General features: G+C 70.9%; 15 protein-coding genes. 3 read left to right on the forward strand and 12 right to left on the reverse strand.

The window, feature by feature from the left end:
* Positions 1 to 113: 113 nt before the first annotated feature.
* The 12 genes from ACFXAZ_RS37700 to ACFXAZ_RS37755 all read right to left on the reverse strand — a co-directional run bounded on the left by ACFXAZ_RS37700 (position 114) and on the right by ACFXAZ_RS37755 (position 9,846).
* Positions 114 to 374, reverse strand: a complete 261-nt coding sequence (locus ACFXAZ_RS37700; RefSeq protein WP_384600981.1) for a hypothetical protein — start codon at positions 372 to 374, stop codon at positions 114 to 116.
* A 144-nt stretch (positions 375 to 518) separates the two neighbouring features.
* Positions 519 to 1,508: a 2,3,4,5-tetrahydropyridine-2,6-dicarboxylate N-succinyltransferase gene (gene dapD / locus ACFXAZ_RS37705; protein ID WP_384600983.1), complete on the reverse strand. Its 990-nt coding sequence runs from the start codon at positions 1,506 to 1,508 to the stop codon at positions 519 to 521.
* Positions 1,509 to 2,043: 535 nt separating this feature from the next.
* A complete protein-coding gene (locus ACFXAZ_RS37710; protein WP_384600986.1) occupies positions 2,044 to 2,607 on the reverse strand; it encodes a TetR/AcrR family transcriptional regulator in 564 nt (187 codons plus the stop codon).
* On the reverse strand, positions 2,607 to 2,927 hold the full coding sequence (locus ACFXAZ_RS37715) for a DMT family transporter (RefSeq protein WP_384600989.1): 321 nt from the start codon (positions 2,925 to 2,927) through the stop codon (positions 2,607 to 2,609). The genes ACFXAZ_RS37710 and ACFXAZ_RS37715 overlap by 1 nt, the downstream gene beginning before the upstream one ends.
* A gap of 122 nt (positions 2,928 to 3,049) precedes the next feature.
* Positions 3,050 to 3,382 carry a metal-sulfur cluster assembly factor gene (locus ACFXAZ_RS37720; protein ID WP_365313571.1) on the reverse strand — a complete coding sequence of 111 codons (333 nt, stop codon included), beginning with the start codon at positions 3,380 to 3,382 and terminating at the stop codon, positions 3,050 to 3,052.
* Positions 3,379 to 3,873, reverse strand: coding sequence for a Fe-S cluster assembly sulfur transfer protein SufU (gene sufU / locus ACFXAZ_RS37725; protein ID WP_384600992.1), 495 nt, complete (start codon positions 3,871 to 3,873; stop codon positions 3,379 to 3,381). The genes ACFXAZ_RS37720 and sufU overlap by 4 nt, the downstream gene beginning before the upstream one ends.
* 16 nt (positions 3,874 to 3,889) lie before the next feature.
* Positions 3,890 to 5,158, reverse strand: coding sequence for a cysteine desulfurase (locus ACFXAZ_RS37730; protein ID WP_384600995.1), 1,269 nt, complete (start codon positions 5,156 to 5,158; stop codon positions 3,890 to 3,892).
* Entirely contained in the window at positions 5,155 to 5,919 is a 765-nt protein-coding gene (sufC, locus tag ACFXAZ_RS37735; protein ID WP_384600998.1) for a Fe-S cluster assembly ATPase SufC, read from the reverse strand. The genes ACFXAZ_RS37730 and sufC overlap by 4 nt, the downstream gene beginning before the upstream one ends.
* A 7-nt stretch (positions 5,920 to 5,926) precedes the next feature.
* Entirely contained in the window at positions 5,927 to 6,247 is a 321-nt protein-coding gene (locus ACFXAZ_RS37740) for a bifunctional 3-phenylpropionate/cinnamic acid dioxygenase ferredoxin subunit (protein ID WP_384601001.1), read from the reverse strand.
* The gene (gene sufD / locus ACFXAZ_RS37745; protein ID WP_384601004.1) at positions 6,244 to 7,464 is read right to left on the reverse strand and encodes a Fe-S cluster assembly protein SufD; all 1,221 of its coding nucleotides are present in this window, start codon (positions 7,462 to 7,464) and stop codon (positions 6,244 to 6,246) included. The genes ACFXAZ_RS37740 and sufD overlap by 4 nt, the downstream gene beginning before the upstream one ends.
* Before the next feature lie 97 nt (positions 7,465 to 7,561).
* On the reverse strand, positions 7,562 to 8,983 hold the full coding sequence (gene sufB / locus ACFXAZ_RS37750) for a Fe-S cluster assembly protein SufB (RefSeq protein ID WP_382690658.1): 1,422 nt from the start codon (positions 8,981 to 8,983) through the stop codon (positions 7,562 to 7,564).
* The gene (locus ACFXAZ_RS37755; RefSeq protein ID WP_384601008.1) at positions 8,980 to 9,846 is read right to left on the reverse strand and encodes a helix-turn-helix transcriptional regulator; all 867 of its coding nucleotides are present in this window, start codon (positions 9,844 to 9,846) and stop codon (positions 8,980 to 8,982) included. The genes sufB and ACFXAZ_RS37755 overlap by 4 nt, the downstream gene beginning before the upstream one ends.
* A 173-nt stretch (positions 9,847 to 10,019) precedes the next feature.
* Between ACFXAZ_RS37755 and ACFXAZ_RS37760 the strand changes: the two genes are divergently transcribed.
* From ACFXAZ_RS37760 to ACFXAZ_RS37770, 3 genes are all read left to right on the forward strand, one after another.
* Complete coding sequence (locus ACFXAZ_RS37760) at positions 10,020 to 10,853, forward strand: aminoglycoside N(3)-acetyltransferase (RefSeq protein ID WP_384601011.1); 834 nt, start codon at positions 10,020 to 10,022, stop codon at positions 10,851 to 10,853.
* Positions 10,854 to 10,980: 127 nt separating this feature from the next.
* A complete protein-coding gene (locus ACFXAZ_RS37765; protein WP_384601014.1) occupies positions 10,981 to 11,904 on the forward strand; it encodes an ABC transporter ATP-binding protein in 924 nt (307 codons plus the stop codon).
* Entirely contained in the window at positions 11,901 to 12,695 is a 795-nt protein-coding gene (locus ACFXAZ_RS37770; RefSeq protein ID WP_384601017.1) for an ABC transporter permease, read from the forward strand. Before ACFXAZ_RS37765 ends, ACFXAZ_RS37770 begins: the two co-directional genes overlap by 4 nt.
* Positions 12,696 to 12,789: the final 94 nt, after the last annotated feature.

The following is a 12,789-nucleotide window of genomic DNA, read 5'->3' on the forward strand; positions in this document are numbered from 1 at the left end:
GGACGCCGTGACGGGGCCGCCGCTGGGCCTGGTCCACAAAATCGCCCGGGGGCCGTCCGTTCCGCGTGGTGCGGTACGAACGGCCCCGGGCCGTGCCGGAGAGCCGTGGCGTCTCACTCGGCGGCCGTCTCCGCCGCCGCGGCGCCCTCCGTCGTGGTCTCGTCGCCGAAGAGCCGGAAGTGTTCCAGGACATCCTCGGCGGGGTCGTCGATCTGGCCGATGTGGATATTGACCAGGCCGACGTGCTGACCGTTGTGGGAGTCGGTGTGGGTCTCGTCGGCGTGCGCGGCGCCGCCGGACAGCCAGCCCACCGCGACCGCCGCGACCGCCCCGGTCAGTAACCGTGCCGTGTTCCTCGTGCGCTGGTTCGTCATTGTTCAGCCCCTCGTCTCGCGACCGCTTTGCAGGTGATCGGACTCATGTGACTCCGTGTCCGCCTGTTCATCGCCCGAACGCCCCGTGAGGTCACGGACGGCGGCCCCTTTTTCGGTCGGTCGCGTGCGAGTGGCGCGGGGGCGTCAGTTGTGGCTGTGCAGGATGTCGTTGAGGCCGCCCCACTCGGCGTTGTTGGGGCGGGCCTCGACGGTGCCGGTGACGGAGTTGCGGCGGAAGAGGATGTTGCCGGCGCCGGAGAGTTCGCGGGCCTTGACGATCTGCCCGTCGGGCAGGGTGACGCGGGTGCCGGAGGTGAGGTAGAGGCCCGCCTCGACCACGCAGTCGTCGCCGAGGGCGATGCCGATGCCGGCCTCGGCGCCGACCAGGGAGCGCTCGCCGATCGCGACCCGCTCCTTGCCGCCACCGGAGAGCGTGCCCATGGTGGAGGCGCCGCCGCCGATGTCGGAGCCGTCGCCGACGATGACGCCCTGGGCGATCCGGCCCTCGACCATGGAGGTGCCGAGCGTGCCGGCGTTGAAGTTGACAAAGCCCTCGTGCATGACCGTGGTGCCGGCGGCGAGGTGGGCGCCGAGCCGCACCCGGTCGGCGTCGCCGATCCGGACGCCGGAGGGGGCCACGTAGTCCGTCATCCGGGGGAACTTGTCGACGCCGAACACGCTGAGGTGCAGGCCGCGGGCGCGGGCGGCGAGCCGTACGGTCTCCAGGGTGTCCACGGCGACCGGGCCCAGGGAGGTCCAGGCGACGTTGGGCAGCAGGCCGAAGATGCCGTCCAGGTTCTGCCCGTTGGGCTTGACCAGGCGGTGCGAGAGCAGGTGCAGCCGCAGATAGGCGTCGTGCGTGTCGAGCGGCTTGTCGTCCAGCGAGGAGATGACCGTACGGACCGCGACGGTCTCCACATCGCGCACGCCGTCCTTGGCGAGCGCGGCGACGGCGTGCTCGCCGAGCAGCTCACGGGTGCGGTCGGCGGCGAGCCGCTCGGTGCCGGCCGGTCCGGGTTCGGCGGACAGCTCGGGCGCGGGGAACCAGGTGTCGAGAACGGTGCCGTCGGCGGCGATCGTGGCGAGCCCGGAGGCCACGGCACCGGTGGTACGGGATGCAGTCGTGTCGGTCATGAGGGCAACCTAACCGCCCACACCCCACACCCGCCAACCAACGCGGGGGCGTCTCATCCGACGGTCGCCACCCTGGGCGAAGACGCCGCGTCCGCCGAACGCCGCCCCACCCGGAAGCCGTCCCATCCGGCAGACCCCGCCCCACCCGAAGCCACCTCACCCACCGGACGCGGCCCCACCCGCAGGCACCTCGCCCGCCGGACGCCGCCCCACACAGAGACACCTCACCAGCGGGCCGCGGCGCACCCGGAAGCCGTCCCGTACGGCGGACACCGACGCACACGTAGCCGTCTCATCCGCCGGACGCCAACGCACCCAGAAGCCGACCCACACGACGGGACGCCGCCCCACACGAAGCCACTTCACCCACCGGACGCCGACCCACACAAATGCGCCTCGCCCGCCGGGCTGCCGCGCGCCCGGAAGCCGACCCACACGGCGGACGCCGACCGACACGGAGACGCCTCGCCCGACAGGCGGCGACCCGCCCAGAAGCCGACCCACACGACCGGACGCCGCCCCACACGAAGGCACCTCACCCGCCGGACGCGGCGCCCGTCGGCGGCCCGATGACCCGGGACAGCATCTCCCGCGCGTAGCCCTCGTCGTAGGGAGTGTCGGTGAGCAGTACCTGGAGGCAGACGCCGTCCATCAGGGCGACGACCGCGCGGGCGGTCGCCGGGTCCATCCGGGGGGCGAGCACCTCGGTCACCGCGTCCGTCCATTCGGCGGCGACCGGGCGCAGTGCCGGGCGGCGCAGGGCGGCCAGGTACAGCTCGTACTCCAGTTCCACCCCGGTCCGCTCCCCCGCGAGCCACGCCCCGAGCACGGCGGCGAGTCCGGCGGCCAGGTCGGTGCCGGGGTCCAGCAGGGAGCGGTGCGCGGCCATCACCCCGGCGAAGCCCTCGTTGCACTGCCGCAGCGCGGCGATCAGCAGCTCGTCCAGGGTCGTGAAGTGGTACGTGGTCGAGCCGAGCGGCACATCGGCCTCGGCGGCGACCGTGCGGTGGCTCAGCCCGGCGAGGCCCTTGTCGCCCGCGACCCGGATCGCCGCGTCGATGATCCGCTGACGGCGCCCGGGGTCGTAGCGGCGGGCCATCAGTGCGCGCCGCCGAGGTTGAGCACCACGACCCCGACGATGATCAGCGCGATCCCGGCGGCCTTGGCCAGGGTCATCCCCTCCCCGAGGAACACCGCGCCGATCAGCGCGACCACGGCGGTCCCGGCACCGGACCAGATCGCGTACGCGGTGCCCACGGAGATCGTCTTCAGCGTCTGGGCGAGCAGTGTGAACGCCACGAGATACCCGACGGCGGTGATCACCGACGGCCACAGCCTCGTGAATCCGTGGCTGTACTTCATGGAGGTGGTCGCGGCGATCTCGGCGGCGATGGCCCCGGCGAGGAGAAGGAAACCCATGCGGACGAGCGTACAGATGATGTGTACGGGCGTACACAACGAGGGCGGTGCGGGAAACATGGCGACGGCCCCCGGCGAAGGAACACCGAGGGCCGTGCGGAAGAACGGTCGTGCGGGTCGGGTCAGACGTTGAAGCCCAGTGCCCGCAGCTGCTCACGTCCGTCGTCCGTGATCTTGTCCGGGCCCCACGGCGGCATCCACACCCAGTTGATGCGCAACTCGCTGACCAGGCCGTCCGTGGCGGACTTGGCCTGGTCCTCGATGACATCGGTCAGCGGACAGGCCGCGGAGGTCAGGGTCATGTCCACGGTGGCCACGTTCGAGTCGTCGACGTGGATGCCGTAGATCAGGCCGAGGTTGACGACGTCGATGCCCAGCTCGGGGTCCACGACGTCCATCAGGGCCTCGCGGAGTTCCTCCTCCGAGGCCGGCTTCATCTCGATGGTCTCGGTCATGCCGTCTTCCTTTCAGGGGCGTCAGGGGCGCCGGAGGCGTCAGCGGCGGCGGAACCCAGTGCCTGGGCCGTCGCGTCCTTCCACGCCATCCAGCTCAGCAGCGCGCACTTGACCCGGGCCGGGTACTTGGAGACACCGGCGAACGCGACCGCGTCCTCCAGCACCTCCTCCATGGCGTCGTCCGGCTCGATCCGGCCCTTGGACTGCATCAGCTCCAGGAAGGTCTCCTGGATCTTCTGCGCCTCGGCCAGATCCTTGCCGACCAGCAGTTCGTTCAGCACGGAGGCGCTCGCCTGGCTGATCGAGCAGCCCTGTCCCTCGTAGGAGATGTCCTCGACCGTGCCGCCGGCGTACTTCACCCGCAGGGTGATCTCGTCGCCGCACGTCGGGTTCACATGGTGCACCTCGGCGTCGCCATCCCTGAGACCACGCCCGTGCGGGTGCTTGTAGTGGTCCAGGATGACTTCCTGGTACATCGAGTCCAGCTTCACCGTTTCAGCACGCCCCTCAGCCGAAGAAGTTCCGTACGTGCTCCAGGCCGTCGACCAGAGCGTCGATCTCGGCCGGCGTGGAGTACAGATAGAACGACGCTCGCGTGGTCGCGGGAATTCCGTACCGCAGGCAGACGGGGCGGGCGCAGTGGTGGCCGACCCGGACCGCGATGCCCTGTTCGTCCAGTACCTGGCCCACGTCGTGCGGGTGGATGTCGCCGAGGGTGAAGGAGATCGCCGCGCCCCGGTCCTCGGCCGTGGTGGGGCCGATGATCCGCAGGTCGGGGACCTCCAGCAGCCGCTTGACCGCGTACTCGGTCAGCGCGTGCTCATGGGCGAGGACCTTGTCCATGCCGATCGCGTCGAGATAGTCGATCGCCGCGCCCAGACCGACCGCCTGGGCGATCGGCGGGGTGCCCGCCTCGAACTTGTGCGGCGCGGGCGCGTAGGTCGAGGAGTGCATGGACACCGTCTCGATCATCTCGCCGCCACCGAGGAACGGAGGCAGGTCCTCCAGCAGCTCCTGGCGGCCCCACAGCACACCGATGCCGGTCGGGGCGCACATCTTGTGGCCGGTGAAGGCCACGAAGTCGGCCTGGAGGGACTGCACGTCCAGCGGCATGTGCGGCGCGGCCTGCGAGGCGTCGATGCAGACCAGCGCGCCGACCTGCTGCGCCCGGCGCACGATCGCCTCGACCGGGTTGACCGTGCCCAGGATGTTGGAGACCAGCACGAAAGACACGATCTTCGTCTTCTCGGTGATGATCTCGTCGATGTCGGACAGGTCGAGCCGGCCGTCGTCGGTGAGGCCGAACCACTTCAGCTTCGCGCCCGTGCGCTGCGAGAGCAGCTGCCAGGGGACGATGTTGGAGTGGTGCTCCATCTCCGTGATGACGATCTCGGTGTCCGCGTCCACCCGGTAGGGCTCGTCGGCCCAGCCGAGCATGTTCGCCACCAGGTTCAGCGATTCGGAGGCGTTCTTGGTGAAGATCACCTCGTCCCGGCTGGGGGCGTTGATGAAGTCGGCGACCTTGTCCCGCGCGCCCTCGTACAGCGCCGTGGCCTCTTCGGCGAGCACATGCACACCGCGGTGGACATTGGCGTTGTAGCGCTCGTAGTACTCGCTCAGGGCGTCCAGCACCTGGCGCGGCTTCTGCGAGGTCGCCGCGTTGTCCAGGTACACGAGCTTCTTGCCGTCGTGGACCTGGCGGTCCAGGATCGGGAAGTCCTTGCGGATCGCCTCGGTGTCGAGAAGGCCGGAGAGCCCATGGCGGGGCAGTGTCACGCGGATGCGCCACCCTTCACGTATGCCTCGTAGCCCTCGTTCTCCAGCTTGTCCGCCAGCTCGGGGCCGCCGGACTCGGCGATCCGGCCGCCCGCGAAGACGTGGACGTGGTCGGGCTTGATGTAGCGCAGGATGCGCGTGTAGTGGGTGATCAGCAGGGTGCCGACCTCGCCGCTCTCGCGGACCCGGTTGACGCCCTCGGAGACCACCCGCAGCGCGTCCACGTCGAGGCCGGAGTCGGTCTCGTCGAGGATCGCGATCTTCGGCTTGAGCAGTTCGAGCTGGAGGATCTCGTGGCGCTTCTTCTCGCCGCCGGAGAAGCCCTCGTTGACATTGCGCTCGGCGAAGGCGGGGTCCATGTTGAGGCGCTCCATGGCCTCGCGGACCTCCTTCACCCAGGTGCGCAGCTTGGGGGCCTCGCCGCGGATCGCGGTGGCGGAGGTGCGCAGGAAGTTGGAGACCGAGACGCCGGGGACCTCGACCGGGTACTGCATCGCCAGGAACAGGCCGGCGCGGGCGCGTTCGTCGACGGACATCTCCAGGACGTCCTCGCCGTCGAGCAGCACGCTGCCGCTGGTGACCGTGTACTTGGGGTGACCGGCCAGCGAGTAGGCGAGGGTCGACTTGCCCGAGCCGTTGGGGCCCATGATGGCGTGCGTCTCGCCCTGCTTCACGGTGAGATCGACGCCCTTGAGGATTTCCTTCGTGGCGTTGTCGGCCTCGACGGTGACGTGCAGGTCTCGGATTTCAAGCGTTGCCATGGGTGCCTCAGGACTCCTGGGTGAGGGAGACGAGCACATCGTCCCCTTCGATCTTTACGGGATATACGGGGACGGGGCGGGTGGCGGGCAGGCCGGAGGGCTTGCCGGTGCGCAGGTCGAAGGTGGAGCCGTGCAGCCAGCATTCGATGGCGCAGTCCTCCACCTCGCCCTCGGAGAGGGAGACGTTCGCGTGCGAGCAGATGTCGTTGATGGCGAACACCTCGCCCTCGGTGTGCACGAGCGAGACCGGCGTGCCGTCGAGTTCCACCCGCTTGGGGGTGTCCTCCGCCAGCTCGCTCAGCGCGCACGCGCGGACGAAGGTGGTCATGCGACCGCCGCCTCAAGCTCCTGCTCGATGCGGGCGAGGAGGCGCTCCTCGATGTCCGCGATGCCGATCTGCTGGACCAGCTCCGCGAAGAAGCCGCGTACCACCAGGCGGCGGGCGTCCTGCTCCTGGATGCCGCGGGCCATCAGATAGAACAGCTGCTCGTCGTCGAAGCGGCCGGTGGCGGAGGCGTGTCCGGCGCCGACGATCTCACCGGTCTCGATCTCCAGGTTGGGCACGGAGTCGACCCGGGCGCCGTCGGTGAGGACCAGGTTGCGGTTCATCTCGTAGGTGTCGGTGCCCTCGGCCCTGGCCTCGATCAGCACGTCACCGATCCACACCGCGTGCGCGGCCTCGCCCTGGAGGGCGCCCTTGTAGACGACGTTCGACTTGCAGTGCGGGACATTGTGGTCGACCAGCAGGCGGTGCTCCTGGTGCTGTCCGGCGTCGGTGAAGTACAGGCCGAACAGCTCGGCCTCGCCGCCTGTGCCCGCGTAGGTGACGCGCGGGTGCAGCCGTACGACGTCGCCGCCGAAGGTGACGATCACGGACTTGAAGGTGGCGTCGCGGCCGATCAGGGCGTTGTGCTGGGCGACATGCACGCTCTTGTCGTCCCAGTCCTGGACGGAGACCACGGTGAGCTTGGCGCCGTCACCGAGGACGTACTCGACGTTGGCGGCGAGCACCGCGTCGCCGGTGTGGTCGATGACGACCAGCGCCTCGGCGAACGCGCCCAGCTCGACGATCTGGTGGGCGTAGCCGACCCCGCCCTCGCCGTGCACGGTGATCCGGATCGGCTCGGTGAGCCGGGTGTCCTTGGGGACGGTGACGATCCCCGCCTGCTCGAACGCCGAGTACGCCTGGGCGGCGACGCGGTCGACGGGGGTGCCGGCCCGGCCGAGCCGGGGGTCGTCGCGGCCGACGGTCTCGACGGTGACGCCCTCGGGGGCGTCGACGGCGACCTTCACGCCGGCGCCGGTGGCGTCGGCGGTGCCGTCGTGCAGCCCGCGCAGGCGCTCCAGCGGGGTGAACCGCCACTCCTCCTCGCGGCCGTGCGGCACCGGGAAGTCCGCCACGTCGAACGACGGGGGCGCGCTCATGCGCGTGGCGACGGTCGACTCGGCGGCCACCGCGATGGAGCCGGCGGTGGTGGATCCCACCGCCGGGGGCCTCCCCGCCCGAGCGGATTCGAGGGTGGGGGAATTCTGGGCGTCAGCCATGGCTGTCGGTCTGCTCTCTTCCTTACGATTGCGATCTTCGGCCCGCCCCAAGAGGCGGGCCGCCCGCTGCCGGGGCGGGAGGGGCGGCCTCGGCTGCCTAACCGACCGCGCCTTCCATCTGGAGCTCGATCAGCCGGTTCAGCTCCAGGGCGTACTCCATGGGCAGTTCCTTGGCGATCGGCTCGACGAAGCCGCGCACGATCATCGCCATCGCCTCGAACTCGCTCAGACCGCGGCTCATCAGGTAGAAGAGCTGGTCCTCGGAGACCTTGGAGACTGTCGCCTCATGGCCCATGGACACGTCGTCCTCGCGGACGTCGACGTAGGGGTAGGTGTCGGAGCGGGAGATGGTGTCCACCAGCAGCGCGTCGCACAGCACGTTGGACTTGGCGCCGGAGGCGCCCTCGCCGATCTCGATCAGGCCGCGGTAGGACGTACGACCGCCGCCGCGCGCGACCGACTTCGACACGATGTTGGACGACGTGTTCGGCGCCATGTGGACCATCTTGGCGCCGGCGTCCTGGTGCTGGCCCTCGCCCGCGAAGGCGATGGACAGGGTCTCGCCCTTGGCGTGCTCGCCCATCAGATAGACGGCCGGGTACTTCATGGTCACCTTGGAGCCGATGTTGCCGTCGACCCACTCCATGGTCGCGCCCTCGTAGGCGACGGCACGCTTGGTGACCAGGTTGTAGACGTTGTTCGACCAGTTCTGAATGGTCGTGTAGCGGCAGCGGGCGTTCTTCTTGACGATGATCTCGACGACGGCGCTGTGCAGCGAGTCGGACTTGTAGATCGGGGCCGTACAGCCCTCGACGTAGTGCACATAGGCACCCTCGTCGACGATGATCAGGGTCCGCTCGAACTGGCCCATGTTCTCGGTGTTGATCCGGAAGTACGCCTGGAGCGGGATCTCCACATGGACGCCCGGCGGGACGTAGATGAAGGAGCCGCCGGACCACACCGCGGTGTTCAGCGAGGCGAACTTGTTGTCACCGACCGGGATGACCGTCCCGAAGTACTCCTTGAACAGCTCCGGGTGCTGCTTGAGCGCGGTGTCGGTGTCCAGGAAGATGACGCCCTGCTCCTCCAGGTCCTCGCGGATCTGGTGGTAGACGACCTCCGACTCGTACTGGGCGGCCACACCGGCGACCAGGCGCTGCTTCTCCGCCTCCGGGATGCCCAGCCGGTCGTAGGTGTTCTTGATGTCCTCGGGCAGGTCCTCCCAGGACTCCGCCTGCTTCTCCGTGGAGCGCACGAAGTACTTGATGTTGTCGAAGTCGATGCCCGACAGATCCGAGCCCCAGTTCGGCATGGGCTTCTTCTCGAAGAGCCTGAGGCCCTTGAGGCGGAGCTTGGTCATCCACTCCGGCTCGGACTTCTTCCCGGAGATGTCACGGACGACGTCCTCGCTCAGGCCGCGCTTCGCCGCGGCACCGGCCACGTCGGAGTCGGCCCAGCCGTATTCGTACGTGCCCAGACCGTCGAGTTCGGGGTGGGCAGTCTCCGTGGGGAGCGTCATGCGGGGTTCCTCCCGGCCGTACTGGTGGATGCGTTGGTATGGGTGGTGGACATCTTCGGGATCTGCGCGGCCTTCACGCTCCGCGGCGCCTTCACGGTGTGCGGGGGCGGTGCGGGGTGCGGGGCCTGCGCGGTGTGCGGAGGCTGTGCGGTGTGCGGGGCCTGCGCGGTGTGCGCGGCCTGCGCGGTCTTCGGGATGAAGGTCGTGCACACGCCGTCGCCGTGGGCGATGGTGGCCAGCCGCTGGACGTGCGTCCCGAGCAGTTCGGCGAACAGCTCCGTCTCGGCCTCGCACAGCTGCGGGAACCGCTCGGCGACATGGGCGACCGGGCAATGGTGCTGGCAGAGCTGCTCGCCCTGCTGGGGCTGGGGCGCGCTGCGTGCCGTGGCCGCGTACCCGTCCGCGCTCAGGGCCTTGGCCAGCGCTTCGGTGCGCTCCTCGGGGTCCGCCGCCTCGACCGCTCTGCGGTAGGCGTCGGCGAGGGCGGCGATCCGGGCGCGGGCGAAGGCGGTGACCGCCTCGCTGCCGCCGTGCTGCTCGGCGATCCAGTTCAGCGCGTCGGCGGCCAGCTCGTCGTAGGACTGGTCGAAGGCGTCCCGGCCGCAGTCGGTCAGAGCGAACACCTTGGCGGGCCGCCCGCGCGTACGGGCGCCGTACACCCGCTGCTCGCGGGCCTCCACGACGTCGTCGGCGAGCAGTGCGTCGAGATGCCGGCGCACCGCCGCCTGGGTCAGGCCCAGCCGCCCGGCCAGCTCGGTCGCGGTCGAGGGGCCGTGTTGCAGGATGGAGCGCGCGACCCGGTTGCGGGTGGACCGCTCACCGGTCGCGAGTTCCTCCTGCGGGGCCTCGCCGACGTTTTTCACAACGCCATTGTTGCGTAATTCCTCCGGGCCTGACAACCCGCGTCCGTACGGGTGAGCGGTGCCCTGCGTCACTTAGGTAAACCTAAGATGACCTGCGGAAACGATCTTTGATCGATCAACGGGGAGGCCAAACGGGTGGCGCGCGCACCGGCCGTCGAGCAGACTGCCGAACCATGTCCGCACCCTCCCCGCCGCCCGTACCCCCTCCGACCGGCCCTCTTGTCACCCGCGACACAGTCTCCGCACAACTGCGCGAGGCCGGTGTGCTGAGCGGCGAGACCCTTCTCGCGCACTCCTCCCTCAGCTCGCTCGGCTGGGTCAGCGGCGGCCCGGTCGCCGTGGTCCAGGGCCTGCTCGACGCCCTCGGCCCGCGCGGCACGCTGGTGGTCCCGACCCAGACCGGTGATCTCTCCGACCCGGCGCTCTGGGCCGACCCGCCGGTGCCGCCCGAGTGGTGGGAGACGATCCGCGCGACCATGCCGCCCTACGACCCCCGGCTCACCCCGACCCGCGCGGTCGGCGTGATCCCGGAGACCGTACGGAACTGGCCCGGCGCCCTGCGCAGCGCCCACCCCCAGACCTCCTTCGCCGCGCTCGGCCCCCGCGCCGCCGCGATCACCGACGGCCACGCCACCGACTGCCGGCTCGGCGAGCACAGCCCGCTGGCCCGTCTGGAGGCGATGGGCGCCCGGGTGCTGCTGCTCGGCGTCGGCTACGACTCCTGCACCAGCTTCCATCTCGCCGAGTACCGCATCCCCGCGCCCCGCGTGCGGGTCGGCCGCCCGGCCTCCGGCGGCTGGGAGGAAGTGACGGAGATCTCCATCACCTCCGACCGCTTCGACGAACTCGGCCACGACTTCGAGCGGGACCGCCCGGTCGTCCGGGGCACGGTGGGCGCCGCCGAGACCCGGCTGTTCCCGGTCGCGGACGCCGTGGCGTACGCCGAGAAGTGGCTGGCGATCCATCGCCCGCGCGAGACGGACGAGGTGCCGCGCGACCTGGGATGAGGGCTCCCCCCGATGCCGCGGAGGTCCCACCGCGGGGGCCCGGGCCCCGCACGCGCCCCCCCGTACCCCCGTACGTCCGCCACCCGCCCGTCCGGGCCGCCCGGCGCGGTACCTAGACTCTGGACCCATGCGAAGTGAGCCGGTGGTCCAGGTCGACGCCTTGGTGAAGCGGTACGGCGGCAGGACCGCGGTGGACCGGCTCGACCTGGTGGCCGGGGCCCCGGTGACCGCCGTGCTCGGTCCCAACGGCGCCGGGAAGACCACGACGGTCGAGATGTGCGAGGGGTACCGCGAGCCGGACTCCGGGAGCGTGCGGGTGCTCGGCCTGGACCCGGTCCGGGACGCGCGGGCGCTGCGCCCCCGGATCGGGGTGATGCTCCAGAGCGGCGGGGTCTACTCCGGCGCCCGCGCGGACGAGATGCTGCGCCATGTCGCCCGGCTGCACGCGCATCCGCTGGACGTGGACGCCCTGATCGAGCGGCTCGGCCTCGGCTCCTGCGGCCGGACCAGCTACCGCCGGCTCTCCGGCGGCCAGCGGCAGCGGCTCGCCCTCGCGATGGCCGTCGTCGGCCGCCCCGAGCTGGTGTTCCTGGACGAGCCCACCGCCGGACTCGACCCGCAGGCCCGCCGCGCCACCTGGGACCTGGTCCGGGACCTGCGCGCCGACGGCGTCCTCGTGATCCTCACGACCCACCACATGGACGAGGCCGAGCAGCTCGCCGACGATGTCGTCATCCTCGACGCCGGACGGGTCATCGCCCAGGGCACCCCCGAGGAGCTGTGCCGCGGCGGCGCCGAGAACACCCTGCGCTTCACCGGCCGCCCCGGTCTCGACGTCGCCTCGCTGCTCAAGGCGCTCCCCGAGGACTGCGCGGCGGCGGAGCTGACGCCGGGCTCCTACCGGGTCACCGGCAAGGTCGATCCGCAGCTGCTGGCGACCGTCACCTCCTGGTGCGCCCAGCACGGCGTGATGCCGGACCGCATCTCGGTGGAACGGCACACCCTCGAAGACGTCTTCCTGGAACTGACCGGCAAGGAGCTGCGCGGATGACCGCCACGGACACGGGCACAGGTGCGGGCACGGGTACGTACGCCCCCCGGCCCGGCGCCGCCCCGCTCCCCCGCATGATCGCGGCGCAGGCGGTGCTGGAGACCCGCATGCTGCTGCGCAACGGCGAACAACTGCTGCTGACGGTGATCATCCCGACCCTGCTGCTGGTGCTGTTCAGCACGGTCGACGTCGTGGACACCGGCGCGGGCAAGCCCGTCGACTTCCTCGCGCCCGGCATCCTCGCGCTGGCGGTGATGTCGACGGCGTTCACCGGCCAGGCCATCGCGACCGGCTTCGAGCGGCGCTACGGCGTGCTGAAACGGCTCGCGTCCTCGCCGCTGCCCCGCTGGGGCCTGATGACCGCGAAGACGCTGGCGGTGCTGGTCACCGAGGTGCTCCAGGTGCTCCTGGTGACAGTGATCGCGCTCGCGCTGGGCTGGTCGCCGCAGGGCAGCCCACTGGCCGTGATCCTGCTGCTCCTGCTCGGCACGGCCGCGTTCTCCGGGCTCGGGCTGCTGATGGCGGGCACCCTCAAGGCGGAGGCGACGCTCGCCGCCGCGAACCTGGTCTTCCTGCTGCTGCTGGTCGGCGGCGGGGTGATCGTGCCCCTGGACCGCTTCCCGGAGGGCGCGCAGGACGTCCTCGGCCTGCTGCCCATCAGCGCCCTGTCGGACGGTCTGCGGGACGTGCTCCAGCACGGGGCCGGGATGCCGTGGGGGAACCTCGGGATCCTCGCCGTGTGGGCGGTGCTGGGGCTGGCCGCGGCCGGCCGGTTCTTCCGCTGGGAGTAGGGGGTGGGCGGGACAAACCCGCGGCGCCCCGGGGGGGGGGGGGGGCGGCGAGGTGGGGCACCCCCCGGCTCCCCCCCCCCGCCCGCGCCCCCCC

It is taken from the genome of Streptomyces sp. NPDC059477 (assembly GCF_042749375.1).
Lineage (GTDB): Bacteria > Actinomycetota > Actinomycetes > Streptomycetales > Streptomycetaceae > Streptomyces.